The 15,528-nt window shown below is 56.9% G+C and carries 15 protein-coding genes and 1 pseudogene; 12 read left to right on the top strand and 4 right to left on the bottom strand.

Features of this window, described 5'->3' with window-relative positions; all coding sequences use genetic code 11:
- The first annotated feature begins 29 nt into the window (after window positions 1-29).
- From atpE to glmS, 10 genes are all read left to right on the top strand, one after another.
- Window positions 30-287 (top strand): F0F1 ATP synthase subunit C, encoded by a 258-nt coding sequence (gene atpE, locus AC0IXS_RS14710; protein ID WP_002555987.1) that lies wholly within the window; start codon window positions 30-32, stop codon window positions 285-287.
- A 57-nt stretch (window positions 288-344) separates the two neighbouring features.
- On the top strand, window positions 345-815 hold the full coding sequence (locus AC0IXS_RS14715) for a F0F1 ATP synthase subunit B (protein WP_004882440.1): 471 nt from the start codon (window positions 345-347) through the stop codon (window positions 813-815).
- A 12-nt stretch (window positions 816-827) separates the two neighbouring features.
- Entirely contained in the window at window positions 828-1,364 is a 537-nt protein-coding gene (locus AC0IXS_RS14720; protein ID WP_004882439.1) for a F0F1 ATP synthase subunit delta, read from the top strand.
- Window positions 1,365-1,385: 21 nt separating this feature from the next.
- Window positions 1,386-2,930 carry a F0F1 ATP synthase subunit alpha gene (gene atpA, locus AC0IXS_RS14725; RefSeq protein WP_025996048.1) on the top strand — a complete coding sequence of 515 codons (1,545 nt, stop codon included), beginning with the start codon at window positions 1,386-1,388 and terminating at the stop codon, window positions 2,928-2,930.
- A 50-nt stretch (window positions 2,931-2,980) separates the two neighbouring features.
- Window positions 2,981-3,841 (top strand): F0F1 ATP synthase subunit gamma, encoded by an 861-nt coding sequence (gene atpG, locus AC0IXS_RS14730; protein ID WP_004882437.1) that lies wholly within the window; start codon window positions 2,981-2,983, stop codon window positions 3,839-3,841.
- Between the two features lie 27 nt (window positions 3,842-3,868).
- Entirely contained in the window at window positions 3,869-5,248 is a 1,380-nt protein-coding gene (atpD, locus tag AC0IXS_RS14735; RefSeq protein WP_025996049.1) for a F0F1 ATP synthase subunit beta, read from the top strand.
- 44 nt (window positions 5,249-5,292) lie between these two features.
- Window positions 5,293-5,718 (top strand): F0F1 ATP synthase subunit epsilon, encoded by a 426-nt coding sequence (locus AC0IXS_RS14740; RefSeq protein ID WP_004882435.1) that lies wholly within the window; start codon window positions 5,293-5,295, stop codon window positions 5,716-5,718.
- Between the two features lie 120 nt (window positions 5,719-5,838).
- On the top strand, window positions 5,839-7,206 hold the full coding sequence (gene glmU, locus AC0IXS_RS14745) for a bifunctional UDP-N-acetylglucosamine diphosphorylase/glucosamine-1-phosphate N-acetyltransferase GlmU (RefSeq protein ID WP_122668573.1): 1,368 nt from the start codon (window positions 5,839-5,841) through the stop codon (window positions 7,204-7,206).
- A 420-nt stretch (window positions 7,207-7,626) separates the two neighbouring features.
- Window positions 7,627-8,394, top strand: a complete 768-nt coding sequence (locus AC0IXS_RS14750; protein ID WP_004882433.1) for a DeoR/GlpR family DNA-binding transcription regulator — start codon at window positions 7,627-7,629, stop codon at window positions 8,392-8,394.
- 9 nt (window positions 8,395-8,403) lie between these two features.
- Entirely contained in the window at window positions 8,404-10,239 is a 1,836-nt protein-coding gene (glmS, locus tag AC0IXS_RS14755; RefSeq protein WP_191957343.1) for a glutamine--fructose-6-phosphate transaminase (isomerizing), read from the top strand.
- A gap of 172 nt (window positions 10,240-10,411) precedes the next feature.
- Here the strand turns inward: glmS and AC0IXS_RS14760 are convergent, their stop codons facing one another.
- Window positions 10,412-11,911 (bottom strand): Fic family protein, encoded by a 1,500-nt coding sequence (locus tag AC0IXS_RS14760; RefSeq protein WP_122690943.1) that lies wholly within the window; start codon window positions 11,909-11,911, stop codon window positions 10,412-10,414.
- A gap of 402 nt (window positions 11,912-12,313) precedes the next feature.
- Here AC0IXS_RS14760 and AC0IXS_RS14765 point away from each other — a divergent pair, with 402 nt between their 5' ends.
- Window positions 12,314-12,973: a hypothetical protein gene (locus tag AC0IXS_RS14765; RefSeq protein ID WP_231500921.1), complete on the top strand. Its 660-nt coding sequence runs from the start codon at window positions 12,314-12,316 to the stop codon at window positions 12,971-12,973.
- Between the two features lie 115 nt (window positions 12,974-13,088).
- Here AC0IXS_RS14765 and AC0IXS_RS14770 read toward each other — a convergent pair.
- Together AC0IXS_RS14770 and AC0IXS_RS14775 are read right to left on the bottom strand one after the other, a co-directional pair.
- Window positions 13,089-13,358, bottom strand: a pseudogene (locus AC0IXS_RS14770) (efflux RND transporter permease subunit); the annotation flags it as partial.
- A gap of 85 nt (window positions 13,359-13,443) precedes the next feature.
- On the bottom strand, window positions 13,444-13,857 hold the full coding sequence (locus AC0IXS_RS14775; protein WP_025996055.1) for a VOC family protein: 414 nt from the start codon (window positions 13,855-13,857) through the stop codon (window positions 13,444-13,446).
- Window positions 13,858-13,911: 54 nt separating this feature from the next.
- On the opposite strand from AC0IXS_RS14775, the gene AC0IXS_RS14780 reads away from it, so the two are divergent.
- Complete coding sequence (locus AC0IXS_RS14780; RefSeq protein ID WP_137202747.1) at window positions 13,912-14,835, top strand: LysR substrate-binding domain-containing protein; 924 nt, start codon at window positions 13,912-13,914, stop codon at window positions 14,833-14,835.
- Window positions 14,836-15,034: 199 nt separating this feature from the next.
- Here the strand turns inward: AC0IXS_RS14780 and AC0IXS_RS14785 are convergent, their stop codons facing one another.
- The gene (locus tag AC0IXS_RS14785; RefSeq protein WP_025996061.1) at window positions 15,035-15,481 is read right to left on the bottom strand and encodes a DMT family transporter; all 447 of its coding nucleotides are present in this window, start codon (window positions 15,479-15,481) and stop codon (window positions 15,035-15,037) included.
- Between the last annotated feature and the right edge of the window lie 47 nt (window positions 15,482-15,528).

The raw sequence follows: 15,528 nt of genomic DNA on the forward strand, positions 1-15,528 counted from the left end.
CCAATACGACGTAAAAGTCGGGAGGAAAGATGGAAACTGTAGTTGGTCTAACCGCTATCGCTGTTGCACTGTTGATCGGCCTGGGCGCACTGGGTACTGCAATCGGTTTCGGCCTGTTGGGCGGCAAGTTCCTGGAAGGCGCAGCGCGTCAGCCGGAAATGGTTCCAATGCTGCAAGTTAAAATGTTCATCGTAGCGGGCCTGCTCGACGCCGTGACCATGATCGGTGTTGGTATCGCTCTGTTCTTCACCTTTGCGAACCCCTTCGTTGGTCAACTCGCTGGCTGATCACTCGAATTTTCGAGTTGATTGGTGTGATGGACAACGAACGAGCGAGGTGTTGGCGTGAACATTAATGCAACCCTGATTGGCCAGTCCGTTGCGTTCTTCATTTTTGTGCTGTTCTGCATGAAGTTCGTGTGGCCTCCGGTCATCGCGGCTTTGCACGAACGTCAGAAGAAGATCGCGGATGGACTGGACGCTGCTTCCCGAGCAGCTCGCGACCTGGAGCTGGCCCAAGACAAAGTGGGTCAACAACTGCGCGAAGCTAAGGCTCAAGCAGCTGAAATCATTGAGCAAGCCAAGAAACGCGGTACTCAGATTGTCGACGAAGCCCGTGAACAGGCTCGCGTTGAAGCTGACCGTGTGAAGGCTCAGGCTCAGGCCGAGATCGAGCAGGAACTGAACGGTGTCAAAGACGCCTTGCGCGCCCAGTTGGGCAGCCTGGCAGTCAATGGTGCAGAGAAGATCCTGGGTGCCACAATCGATCAAAACGCGCACGCGGAGCTGGTTAACAAACTGGCTGCTGAAATTTAAGCGAGGGCGATCATGGCAGAACTGACCACGTTGGCCCGACCTTACGCTAAGGCGGCCTTCGAGCACGCGCAGGCCCACCAGCAACTGGCCAATTGGTCAGCCATGCTCGGCCTGGCTGCTGCGGTGTCGCAAGACGACACCATGCAGCGCATGCTCAAGGCCCCGCGACTGACGAGCGCACAAAAGGCCACCACTTTTATTGAAGTGTGTGGCGACAAGTTCGATGCCAAGGCACAGAATTTCATCCACGTCGTTGCTGAAAACGACCGTCTCCCGCTTCTGCCGGAGATCGCCGAACTGTTCGACCTGTACAAGGCAGAGCAGGAAAAATCGGTCGATGTGGATGTCACCAGTGCTTTTGCATTGAACCAAGAACAGCAAGACAAACTCGCCAAGGTTCTCAGTGCACGGCTCGGCCGGGAAGTGCGCCTGCATGCTGCGGAGGATGCCACCCTTATCGGTGGTGTCGTAATCCGCGCCGGCGACCTGGTTATCGATGGCTCAGTTCGCGGCAAAATCGCGCAACTAGCCGAAGCATTGAAATCTTGAGTTTGAAGGGGCAGCAGAGCAATGCAGCAACTCAATCCTTCCGAAATAAGTGAAATCATCAAGGGTCGCATCGAGAAGCTCGATGTAACCTCCCAAGCCCGTAACGAAGGCACAGTCGTCAGCGTGTCTGACGGTATCGTGCGGATTCACGGTCTGGCCGACGTAATGTACGGCGAGATGATCGAGTTTCCGGACGGCGTCTACGGTATGGCGTTGAACCTTGAGCAGGATTCCGTGGGTGCCGTTGTACTGGGCGCTTACACGACTCTGGCTGAAGGCATGAGCGCCAAGTGCACTGGCCGCATCCTGGAGGTTCCGGTTGGTAAGGAACTGCTGGGTCGCGTAGTCGATGCACTGGGTAACCCAGTTGACGGCAAAGGTCCGCTGAACAACACCGAGACCGATGCGGTCGAGAAAGTTGCTCCAGGCGTGATCTGGCGTAAGTCGGTAGACCAGCCTGTACAGACTGGCTACAAGGCTGTCGATGCCATGATTCCAGTCGGCCGTGGCCAGCGTGAGCTGATCATCGGTGACCGTCAGATCGGTAAGACCGCTCTGGCCATCGACGCAATCATCAACCAGAAAGACAGCGGCATCTTCTGCGTCTACGTGGCAATCGGTCAGAAACAATCGACCATCGCCAACGTTGTTCGCAAGCTCGAAGAAAACGGCGCACTGGCTAACACCATCGTCGTGGCTGCAAGTGCTTCCGAATCCGCTGCGCTGCAATTCCTTGCACCGTACTCGGGTTGCACCATGGGTGAATTCTTCCGCGACCGCGGTGAAGACGCGCTGATCGTTTATGACGATCTGTCCAAGCAAGCAGTGGCTTACCGCCAGATTTCCCTGCTGCTGCGCCGTCCACCAGGCCGTGAAGCCTACCCGGGTGACGTGTTCTATCTCCACTCCCGTCTGCTGGAGCGCGCATCGCGTGTTTCCGAAGAATACGTAGAGAAGTTCACCAACGGCGCAGTGACCGGCAAAACCGGTTCCCTGACTGCACTGCCGATCATCGAAACCCAGGCTGGCGACGTTTCCGCGTTCGTTCCGACCAACGTGATTTCCATCACCGACGGTCAGATCTTCCTGGAATCGGCCATGTTCAACTCTGGCATCCGTCCAGCTGTGAACGCCGGTGTTTCGGTATCGCGTGTAGGTGGTGCCGCTCAGACCAAGATCATCAAGAAGCTCTCCGGTGGTATCCGTACCGCTCTGGCTCAGTACCGTGAACTGGCGGCATTCGCCCAGTTCGCTTCTGACCTGGACGAAGCGACCCGTAAGCAACTTGAGCATGGTCAGCGCGTTACCGAGCTGATGAAGCAGAAGCAATACGCACCAATGTCGATCGCTGACATGGCGCTGTCGCTGTATGCCGCTGAGCGTGGGTTCCTGACCGACATCGAAATCGCCAAGATTGGCAGCTTTGAACAAGCGCTGATTGCTTACTTCAACCGCGATCACGCCGATTTGATGGCGAAGATCAACGTGAAGGGTGACTTCAATGACGAAATCGATTCTGGCATGAAAGCCGGCATCGAGAAGTTCAAGGCCACCCAAACCTGGTAAGCCGCAGCGGGGGCCGGAAGGCTCCCGCTTGCTAACCTGATAGGTGTTACATGGCAGGCGCAAAAGAGATTCGCAGCAAGATTGCGAGCATCAAAAGCACGCAAAAGATCACCAGCGCCATGGAAAAAGTGGCGGTCAGCAAAATGCGCAAGGCTCAAATGCGCATGGCTGCTAGCCGTCCTTACGCGGATCGTATCCGCCAGGTGATTGGTCATCTTGCCAACGCTAACCCGGAATATCGCCACCCTTTCATGATCGAGCGCGAAGTAAAGCGTGTCGGTTATGTCGTGGTGAGCAGTGACCGTGGTCTGTGCGGCGGCTTGAATACCAACCTGTTCAAGGCTTTGGTCAAGGACATGGCGGTAAACCGTGAAAACGGCGTAGAGATCGATCTGTGCGTGGTTGGCAGCAAAGGTGCGGCATTTTTCCGCAACTTCGGCGGTAACGTCGTCGCTGCAATCAGCCACCTGGGCGAAGAGCCGTCGATCAATGATTTGATCGGCAGCGTCAAGGTGATGCTGGATGCCTACCTGGATGGCCGTATTGATCGCCTGTCCGTGGTATCCAACAAGTTCATCAACACCATGACGCAACAGCCAACGGTGGAGCAGTTGATTCCGCTGGTGGCAACCCCGGATCAGGAACTCAAGCACCACTGGGACTATCTCTACGAACCCGATGCCAAAGAGCTGCTCGATGGCTTGATGGTTCGCTACGTTGAGTCGCAGGTGTACCAGGCGGTGGTCGAGAACAACGCAGCTGAACAAGCGGCGCGGATGATTGCAATGAAGAACGCCACCGACAACGCCGGTGATCTGATCAGCGATTTGCAGCTGATCTACAACAAGGCGCGTCAGGCAGCGATCACCCAAGAGATCTCGGAAATCGTCGGCGGCGCTGCCGCGGTTTAACGGTTCAAATATTAGAGGAACCAGCTAATGAGTAGCGGACGTATCGTTCAAATCATCGGCGCCGTGATCGACGTGGAATTTCCACGCGATAGCGTACCGAGTATCTACAACGCGCTGAAAGTACAGAGCGCGGCAGAAACCACCCTGGAAGTTCAGCAGCAGCTGGGCGACGGCGTGGTTCGTACCATTGCGATGGGCTCCACCGAGGGCTTGAAGCGTGGTCTGGAAGTAACAGACTCTGGCGCAGCCATCTCCGTACCGGTCGGTAAAGCGACTCTGGGCCGGATCATGGACGTACTGGGCAACCCGATTGACGAAGCCGGTCCGATCGCCACCGAAGAACGCTGGGGCATTCACCGTCCTGCGCCAACCTTCGCTGAGCAAGCGGGCGGCAACGATCTGCTGGAAACAGGCATCAAGGTTATCGACCTGGTCTGCCCGTTCGCCAAAGGCGGTAAAGTCGGTCTGTTCGGTGGTGCCGGTGTCGGCAAGACCGTAAACATGATGGAACTGATCCGTAACATCGCCATCGAGCACAGCGGTTATTCCGTGTTCGCCGGTGTGGGTGAGCGTACTCGTGAGGGTAACGACTTCTACCACGAGATGAAGGATTCCAACGTTCTGGACAAGGTTGCTCTGGTCTACGGCCAGATGAACGAGCCGCCGGGTAACCGTCTGCGCGTAGCCCTGACCGGCCTGACCATGGCCGAGAAGTTCCGTGACGAAGGTAACGACGTTCTGCTGTTCGTCGACAACATCTACCGTTACACACTGGCCGGTACTGAAGTATCCGCACTGCTGGGCCGTATGCCTTCCGCAGTAGGTTACCAGCCGACTCTGGCCGAAGAGATGGGTACTCTGCAAGAGCGCATCACTTCGACCAAGAACGGTTCGATCACCTCGATCCAGGCGGTATACGTACCAGCGGACGACTTGACCGACCCGTCGCCAGCGACCACGTTTGCCCACTTGGACGCAACCGTCGTACTGTCCCGTGACATCGCCTCCCTGGGTATCTACCCGGCGGTCGATCCACTCGACTCGACTTCGCGCCAGCTGGACCCGAACGTTATCGGCCAGGAACACTACGACACCGCTCGCGGCGTTCAGTACGTGTTGCAGCGTTACAAAGAGCTGAAAGACATCATCGCGATCCTGGGTATGGACGAGCTGTCGGAGACCGACAAGCAGTTGGTTAACCGTGCTCGTAAGATCCAGCGCTTCCTGTCCCAGCCTTTCTTCGTGGCAGAAGTCTTCACCGGTGCTTCGGGTAAATACGTTTCCCTGAAAGACACCATTGCTGGCTTCAAAGGCATCCTCAACGGTGACTACGACCACCTGCCAGAACAAGCGTTCTACATGGTTGGCGGCATCGAAGAAGCGATCGAGAAAGCCAAGAAACTGTAATCCCGGCGCCCGGAAACGGGCGCTAATCAGGTTGAGGCAAGCAAATGGCTATGACAGTCCATTGCGACATCGTCAGCGCGGAAGGGGAAATCTTCTCCGGTCTGGTCGAGATGGTGATTGCGCACGGTAACCTGGGTGATATCGGTATCGCTCCAGGCCACGCGCCGCTGATCACTGATCTGAAGCCGGGCCCGATCCGCTTGATCAAGCAGGGTGGGGAAGCCGAGGTGTTCTACATCTCCGGTGGTTTCCTTGAGGTTCAGCCGAACATGGTCAAGGTGCTTGCCGATACTGTGCAACGTGCTGCCGACCTGGACGAAGCCTCCGCTCAAGCAGCTGTAAAGGCTGCAGAGAAGGCCCTGAACGAGAAAGGCGCAGACTTCGACTACGGATCTGCAACTGCTCGTCTGGCCGAGGCCGCAGCCCAGCTGCGTACCGTTCAGCAAATTCGCAAGAAGTTCGGCGGCTAACCCCGCTGCTTCATGCGCGATTGAGAAAAAGGGTAGCCTCGGCTACCCTTTTTCTTTTTCCGAATAAGCCCGTCCCCGGCCGCTGGCTATGATTGCCGCGCCGCTCAGTTGGTAGTCCTCATGTCTCTCGATATTGTCATTCTTGCTGCTGGCCAAGGTACCCGGATGCGTTCGGCCCTGCCGAAGGTACTTCACCCCGTTGCGGGCAATTCCATGCTGGGCCATGTTATCCACAGTGCCCGCCAGTTATCCCCAAGCGGCATCCATGTAGTGATCGGCCACGGCGCGGATGTGGTGCGCGAGCGTCTGGCGGCTGATGATCTGAATTTCGTGATGCAGGACAAGCAACTCGGCACAGGCCATGCCGTGGCTCAGGCCGTGCCTGCACTGACGGCGGAAACGGTCCTGATCCTCTACGGCGACGTGCCCCTGATTGAAGTCGACACGCTGCAGCGTCTGCTCAAACTGGTTAGCCCTGAGCAGTTGGGTCTGTTGACCGTCACCCTGAAGGATCCGACCGGCTATGGCCGTATTGTGCGCGACGAGCAAGGCCGGGTGGCTGCTATCGTCGAGCATAAGGATGCAACCGACGCTCAGAAGGCGATCACCGAAGGCAACACCGGCATCCTGGCGGTACCCGGCAAGCGTCTGGCCGAGTGGCTGGGGCGTCTTTCGAACAACAACGCGCAGGGCGAGTACTACCTGACCGATGTGATCGCCATGGCCGTGAACGATGGCCTGGTGGTTGCGACGGAACAGCCGTACGACGCCATGGAAGTGCAGGGCGCCAACGACCGCAAGCAGCTTTCCGAGCTTGAGCGTCATTACCAGTTGCGCGAAGGCCACCGTCTGATGGCCGCTGGCGTCACCCTGCGCGACCCTGCACGCTTTGACGTGCGCGGTGAAGTCAGCGTCGGTCGTGATGTGCTGATCGACATCAACGTGGTACTGGAAGGCAAGGTCGTGATCGAGGATGACGTGATCATCGGTCCGAACTGCGTCATCAAGGACAGCACCTTGCGCAAAGGTGTCGTGGTGAAAGCCAACAGCCACATCGAAGGCGCGATTCTGGGCGAGGGCAGCGATGCCGGACCTTTCGCGCGTCTGCGTCCTGGCAGCGTGTTGGGCGCCAAGGCGCATGTGGGTAACTTTGTTGAGCTGAAGAATGCCGTGCTGGGTGAAGGCGTGAAAGCCGGGCACCTGACGTATCTGGGTGACACGGTCATCGGCGCTCGCACAAACATCGGCGCGGGCACCATCACCGTCAATTACGACGGTGCGAACAAACACCAGACCACTATTGGCGAAGACGTCTTTATTGGCTCAAACAACTCTCTGATTGCGCCTGTGGATATCGGGAGCGGCTCTAATACGGCGGCTGGATCAACAATCACTCAGAATGTGGATAAGTCCCAGTTGGCCGTCGGCCGAGCCCGCCAGCGCAACATCGACGGCTGGAAGCGGCCGGTCAAGATCAGGAAAGACTAGTTATCCACAGGCCGTGGGAGGCGGCTTGCCGGCGATAGCGTCAGTTCAGTCACTGACAAGGTCGCCTGAAAGAATGCATCGCCCGCAAGCCGCCTCTTATCAAACAACCTTTAACTTACTGAAGAAACTCGATTTTTTGTAGGAGCGCGCTTGGTCTGGGCGGCAATCCGACGATAAGATCTTACAGACAGAAAATCAGCGACTGACATGACGCAATCGCGGGCAAGCGCGCTCCTACGGTCCGGTGTTTGCTGCGCGACAGCGCTACGTCGAAGACATAGTGGCGCCTCCCACGACTCTGTTTATCGGTAATTGCTCCACATGCCGAATGCCACAGTAAACCGCTACGACCCTTGACCAATCCCTCCAAATAGGTTTTGATTGCCTTCGTTATCTTTCGAATCGAAACTTAAGGTTGTCATGTCGAAGCGCAATACACCCCAACGTCGTCACAACATTCTTGCCCTGCTGAGCCAGCAGGGTGAGGTCAGTGTGGACGATCTGGCAAAGCGCTTTGAAACTTCAGAAGTTACGATTCGAAAGGATCTGGCCGCGCTCGAAACCAACGGTCTACTACTTCGCCGCTATGGCGGTGCAGTCACCTTGCCGCACGAACTGATCAGCGAAGGTGCTCAACCTGTCTCCAAATACAAACAGGCAATCGCACGCGCTGCCGTCACCCGCATTCGCGAGCACGCCCGAATCATCGTCGACAGCGGTAGCACCACCGCAGCGATGATCCCTGAACTGGGCGCGCAGCCTGGCCTTGTGGTCATGACCAACTCGCTGCACGTCGCACGCGCACTGACCGAACTGGAACAGGAACCCGTCCTGCTGATGACTGGCGGGACGTGGGATCCGCATTCCGAATCCTTTCAGGGGCAAGTCGCCGAACAGGTGCTGCGCTCCTACGATTTTGATCAATTGTTCATCGGTGCCGACGGTATCGATCTGATCCGTGGCACCACGACCTTCAACGAATTGCTGGGCCTGAGCCGCGTCATGGCTGAAGTTGCCCGGGAAGTCGTCGTGATGGTCGAAGCCGACAAGGTCGGCCGCAAGATTCCCAATCTGGAGCTGCCCTGGAGCAGTATCCACACCCTTATTACCGATGATCGTCTGCCCACCGAGGCGCGCGACCAGATACAGGCCCGCGGCATCAATCTGATTTGTGCCGCTGTCAGCTAGGAGAGAACCATGTGTGGAATCGTTGGCGCAGTCGCCGAACGTAATATCACGGCCATTTTGCTCGAAGGCCTGAAGCGTCTTGAATACCGGGGCTATGACAGCGCGGGCGTGGCCGTCTTCAGCAATGAAGGCACGCTTGAGCGTCGCCGTCGCTCGGGCAAGGTCAGCGAACTCGAGCAGGCACTGGCTGGCGAGCCTCTGGTGGGTCGTCTGGGCATCGCCCACACCCGCTGGGCCACCCACGGTGCGCCGTGCGAGCGTAACGCCCATCCACATTTCTCGGCCAACGAGCTGGCAGTGGTCCACAACGGCATCATCGAAAACCATGAAGCCCTGCGTGAACAGCTCAAGGCTCTGGGCTACGTGTTCTCGTCCGATACCGACACCGAAGTCATCGTTCACCTGCTGCACCACAAACTCAAGGACACGCCCGATCTGGCGGCGGCCCTGAAAGCTGCGGTCAAGGAACTGCACGGTGCCTACGGACTGGCAGTGATCAGCGCTGCACAACCGGACCGTCTGCTGGCGGCACGCAGCGGCAGTCCGCTGGTGATCGGCATGGGTCTGGGCGAGAACTTCCTCGCCTCCGACCAGCTCGCACTGCGTCAGGTCACTGACCGTTTCATGTACCTGGAAGAGGGCGATATCGCCGAGATCCGTCGCGACAGCGTGCAGATCTGGAGCGTCGACGGTCTGCCGGTCGAGCGTGAAGTCGTGCAATACCACGAAGGTGCCGAAGCCGCTGACAAAGGCGAGTACCGCCACTTCATGCTCAAGGAAATCCACGAGCAGCCCAAGGTCGTGCAGCGCACGCTTGAAGGTCGCCTCGGCCAGCAGCAGGTGCTGGTCCATGCCTTTGGTCCACAGGCTGCCGAGCTGTTCGCCAAGGTGCGCAACGTGCAGATCGTGGCATGCGGCACCAGCTACCACGCCGGTATGGTTGCGCGTTACTGGCTTGAAGGACTGGCCGGGATTCCGTGTCAGGTCGAAGTCGCCAGCGAATTCCGCTACCGCAAGGTCGTGGTCCAGCCGGACACCCTGTTCGTCTCGATCTCCCAGTCCGGCGAAACCGCCGACACCCTGGCTGCCCTGCGCAATGCCAAGGAGCTGGGCTTCCTCGCCAGCCTCGCGATCTGCAACGTGGGCATCAGCTCGCTGGTGCGCGAATCCGACCTGACCCTGCTCACCCAGGCCGGACCGGAAATCGGCGTAGCGTCCACCAAGGCATTCACCACCCAGTTGGTCGCCTTGCTGCTGCTGACCCTGTCGCTGGGCCAGGTCAAAGGCACGTTGGAAGAGGGCGTCGAAGCGCAACTGGTCGACGAACTGCGCCGTCTGCCAACCCGCCTGGGCGAAGCACTGGCGATGGACACCACCGTCGAGAAAGTCGCCGAACTGTTCGCCGAGAAGCACCACACCCTGTTCCTCGGTCGCGGCGCGCAATTTCCGGTCGCCATGGAAGGCGCGCTTAAGCTCAAGGAAATCTCCTACATCCACGCCGAAGCCTACCCGGCCGGCGAACTCAAACACGGCCCGCTGGCGCTGGTCGACGCCGATATGCCCGTGGTCACCGTCGCGCCGAACAACGAACTGCTGGAAAAGCTCAAATCCAACCTGCAGGAAGTCCGTGCACGCGGTGGAGAGCTGGTGGTATTCGCTGACGAACAGGCCGGCATGAAAAACGGCGAAGGCACCCACGTTGTCGCCATGCCACACATCATCGATGCCCTGGCACCGATTCTGTACACCATTCCGCTGCAACTGCTTTCGTACTACGTGGCAGTGTTGAAGGGCACGGATGTGGATCAGCCGCGGAATCTGGCGAAGTCGGTGACGGTGGAGTAGTTATCTACAGAAGCCGGACATCAGGTGGCTGTTCAGAATAAAGATTGACACAACCTATTAAAGTTTGAAACAGCTCGAAAACCCCCCGAAAATACGGGGGTTTTCTGTTTCTGGACCAAGCCGTTGGTTCGGATTAGCGGCTTCGCTTTGTAGTGGTCAACTGGTCGCTGGACTATTCGTCGTCAGACTCTGCGTAAGCTTCTGCCAGTAGGGCCTGGGCGTGACCTTCAAGGAAGTCGAAAACTTCCTCTTGGATATACCCGTTGTATTGCTTCCGCCGACCCTTTGATACGACCCCATTCTGATCTAAGCACTGCATAATCAGCTTACTCAAGAGGCTACCGCGCACGTCGTAGTTGTCATTAACCACCTTGAGCAACGTGTCGTATCGTTGCAGATACTCGGTTTCTTCCCTCAGTTCGACTTCCAATGCCCGCTTGGCCATTTCCAGCGTGAAGGCCACACACTCAGTCGCATCCCAGTAGCGATATAGGCTTGGGTCGCCGGTGAAGTTAAGCGACATGTTGTCGGCATCGATCCAACGAACGTCCCAGAATTGCCGTGCAGGTTTCGAGAAGCTCTGCAGAGCTTCTAAATAGCGTTGCTCCTCTCGTTTCATGGCGACGGAGACAGGAAGTAACAAACCGTTCTCCAGCGCACCGCTGCAGCACAATGCCTGGTGTATCAAGAAGCGCGACAGTCGCCCATTCCCATCCATGAAGGGGTGCAAGAAGACAAATCCGAATGAGGCAATGCCGGCGGCCACCAGCGGGTCAAGCTCCAAGGGAGCACGGTTTGCGAAGGCCATGAGTTCGACCATCAGCTCCCGGCAAATATCTGGAGGAGGGGGTATATAGGTGACCCCCGCCGCTCCTCGAAAGGAGTTGGTCAGATGGTTTTGTTCATGCCGGAAGGCCACCGCCCATTCGAGTTGTTGGGAAATTGCATTGTTTTGCAGAGAGACCAAGTAGTCTTCGGTGAGCGGCTGGCGGTCATGTGCCTGGCGCAGTAATTGAACAAAACGTTCTGACTTCTGCTGGCTTGGTGCTTCCTTTTCAATCGCAAATGAGGAATCTGTTTCGCTCAGGTAAGCCCAGTTGATGGCGCGATCCATCATTTCCTTAGGCAAGGAAGCAATGAACTCTTTCGAACGCCCTAGAATGTCGTATTCAAGCAAGGCCTGGACCTCAGGCGTGCGTTCTACCGTCGCGCAATATTGGAGCGTCCCTAGCCCATTGAAGTCCACGCGCCAGCGGTTGTTTCGCACAGATGGGCCCGTGATGTACCGCTCAGGATCAAACAGCAGGACGCCGGGACCCCGAGGCTTGTCCGTGTAGTCGAGTAAAAGATCTGAATAGGCTTCCCAGAGGAAGCAGACTTTGCGGAGATAGCCGCTGCTGGGAGATTGAGTTATGGCCTCGACAAGTAGTCGACCATCAATACGAGGCAGAGCCTGCGCCAAAATAGAGAGGTTGACGCCCTCATGTTTGAGCGCAAAGATGATGTGGGCGAGAAAATCCCCAGCCTCCGGTGCAACCGCCTGCGGCACTGCAAGCGCGCCGCTGATCCGCTCAATGCGTGTGACTGGTTGAACGAGTGCAGGTTTCTTGACCCCGATAGCTTTCAGGCCCATCACATTGATCAAATGGGCGTAACCCACCAGATTCCCCATTGTTTTCCCCTGTCTCTGACCAGATTTTCTTAACCGAGCCAAGATTTTCTTAAAATATGCGTCGAACGCTCAGAAAATATTAACCGAAAATGGCCGTGCCTCCACTATTTTTGGGCTTTCCGCTTATCGGCGCGCCGGGAATCTGTGTAGTTGTCATCGGGTGTTGTTCTACTGGATGTATTACGGCACCGGTCTCTCAGCGTGGCAGCCTGAAGGTAGGCCCAGCAGCAAAAAAAGGGCTGAGGACGTGTTCTGTTTCGCGTCCTCCCATGCCCAATTCTCGACTGCTCGGCTGAGCAACTTACACAGGGTTGCAGCTAGAGTCGCAATCCCAACGAAAATGAAAATGGACGTTCCCCAGTGGTAAGCATTTTCCTCAAAGCTTTTCTAGCGACTGTCTGTATGTTCTCAGCGATCACAAACGCTGCCGAACTCAATCTGTCCGCCGAAGGCGAATCGCTCTACTTCAAAGCGTTACCTTCTCTGGAAAAGATTGATGAGCTGAACAATGAAATATTCAGTGTCCGGGACGAGTTGTCCGCCAACGAAAAATTCCCGGATCAAAAAAGAGAGGAAGTGAAAACCGAGCTCCAGGGACTTCTAAAAGAAGCATTGCCTTTGCTCACGCGTTCTGCCGAGGAACTCAACCCGGCTGCACAGTATCGACTGGCCGTGATGGTCTCGAATTTCGAATCTGGCCAGCAGGCTGCCGAGAAAGTCTGCACCCTCCTCAGGTCTAGCTTTAGCCAGAGTTTTACCCCGGCAGGCTTGCAGATGCTTTCGTACTGCTTCGATGAGGTTAAAACACCTGAATTCCGGGCGCTCGTCGATGCTTTACCTGACGATGAAACGCTGTACGGCAAGTATTACCCACAACCCGCGATGAGGCCAAGTTGCGATAAGGGCAGTCGCTCTCGCAGCAACCCGATTGTCTGGATCGACGAGAGAAGCTTTCGCGCCAATTTCTATATGAGCTATGCAACTCAAATGTCGAGGAAAAACGATGGACAGGAAAGACTCCGCTATCTCAAGAAAGCCGCTGAGCATGGGTGCAACAAATAGGTACCGGGAGGCTCGGCCGCCAGCTCGCGTTGCCGGACGATAAACTGCGGGCTTTTCTGGCGTCGCAACAGCAGCCAGCCAAAGGAAGGCGCCAACTTCCCCCCGCTCCAAAAAATCACACCCTACTCAATTCACCCGCAGCTCCCTCGCCCACCGATCTGCCCTTCTGCGACAACACCGTATAAATCGCAGGCAGCACAAACAGCGTGAACAAGGTCCCTGTCATCATGCCGATGACGATCACCAGACCCAGGCCGAAGCGGCTGTTGGCGCCAGCGCCTGATGCGAACAGCAATGGGATAAGGCCCACGACCATTGCGGCTGTGGTCATCAGGATGGTACACAGGCGGATGCGTGAGGCGCTTACGATGTCTTGGGCGGATGTGCTACCGCTGAGGGCGATCAGCACGTAGGGATGGCGCTTCACTGCACCGACGTAAATCATCAACGTTCATCCTTGACTCAATGGTTCAGTAGATTGGCCAGCAGCCAGGGGTCAGAAGCTCGATCAGGTTCTCGTCCGGATCGCGGAAGTAGATGCTCGATCCGCCCTTTGGCCATTCCGTACGGCCCTCTATGGGCACGTCAGCCTGATCGAGACGTTCCACCCAGGCGTCCATCTCCCGGGCGTCTATAGCAAAGCACACGTGTATGCGTCCGCTCGCATCGTGTGGCGGAATTTCCCCACCGCTCAAGTGTTTGGTTTCCAGCGAGGCACCGCGTTTGAACAGCAGCAGCGTGTTCAGACCTCCGACGTTCAGGGCGACCAGTACACTGCTTTCCACCATGACTTCAAGGTCGAGCGTGTTGTAGTAAAAATTCTTGGCTTCTGTAAGATCTTTCACATAGAGCGCTGTCTCAATGATCCTGTTGAGTCGTGGCATGTGTCGCTCTCCTTTTTTGAGACAAAGAAACCCCTCGGGTTTGGAAGGCCATGGATGGTGAATGTCTTGTTGCGTAACATCGATTTGAATCTGTTGGTGGTGCTTGATGCCTTGCTGACAGAAAAGCACGTCACCCGCACGGGTGAGCGTCTGCACCTGAGTCAGCCTGCAATCAGCCACTCCCTGAGCAAACTGCGCAGCCTGCTCGACGACCCGATCCTGATCAGGAAGGGCAACGAGGTTTACCTGAGCGCGCTGGCGCTCAACATCCAGATGCCCGTCAAGGAAGTGCTGAGCCAGATCGAGACCCTGTTCGGCAACTCCATTGCCTTCGAACCTGCCAGCTCGCAACGTACCTTCAATCTGGCAATGTCCGACTACGGTGCAGCCATCGTGTTGCCCAGGCTGCTGGTGCGCATTCGCAAACAGGCTCCCAACACCACCGTCGTCGTGACGCAGGGCAGCCGCCCCGGCATGCTTGAGCAGGTCACTCAGGGCAAGATCGATCTGGCGCTTGGCGTGTTTCCCGGTCTGCCCGCCGACATCGCCCAGTCCACGCTGTTCGAAGAGACATTCTCGTGCCTGCTTGATCGCAAGACGCTGCCATCCAATGGCGTGCTCGACCTGGACAGTTACCTGATGCGTCCACACATTTCCGTGTCCATGAATGGAAGCATCGGCGAGATCGATAACCTGTTGCGTGCTCAGGGTCTGCATCGCCGCATCGCTGTCAGCGTGCCGCACTGGCGTACGGCCCCCCGGATGATCAGCCAGACCGATTTGATCCTCACCGTCGCCACCCGCACGCTGGATGAGGCGGAGGTGGACGACACGCTGATCAAGCTCAGCCCGCCGCTGGCCATACCGCCGTTTCCGTTCGTGCAGATCTGGCACCACCGCTTCAACGAAGACCCTGCCCATAAGTGGCTACGCGAACAGGTCGAACAGGTGGCGTCTCATGGAGACCCTGCCAGGTGAGTCGGGCGCAGACGCAGGTCCGGTTTAGTACGGACTTGCCTTTGATATCGCCGACCATGTGAAAAAAGGTTTCAGTTTCAACCGAGCGTTGTGAAGCGCTGTCGGTAAAAGCTTCGAAACGTTCACCAATGGAATCATAAGTTGCGGATTGAGCAGGCATTACTAACTTCCTCTGTCATGTTGAATCCAGACCGTCTAACTAACTTCTAATGGTGATCAGGAAACCTGCAATAACCACCAGCGCACCGATCACTCTCTGTCCACTGACAGGCTGTCGTGGCAGGCCCACCAGTCCGAAGTAATCAATCACCAACGAGATAATCAATTGCCCGACAATGACCGCCATCATGAAGTTGAGCGTGCCCATTCTTGGCGCCATCAACAGGGCAGTTGTTATGTAGAAAACGCCGGCTATTCCGCCCAGCCAGGCCCACCAGGGCGTACCTTGCAGCGCCATCAGGCTCGGACGCTGAACCTTGAAAATCAACATCACGCCAACCACGGCGATCAGACTGACGATCAATGAAACAGTGGTCGCCAACAAAGGATGTCCCAAGGCGACGCCCAATCTTGCATTGGTCCCCGCCTGTAACGGAACTGCAAAACCGGCGGCCAGACTTAGAGCAAAAGCAGTCACTACATTCATCAGACAGGTTCCTCTTTTTTTCAGTGTTACCCAGCCGGACGCGCACT

The sequence above is a fragment of the Pseudomonas sp. AC016 genome (assembly GCF_979253365.1).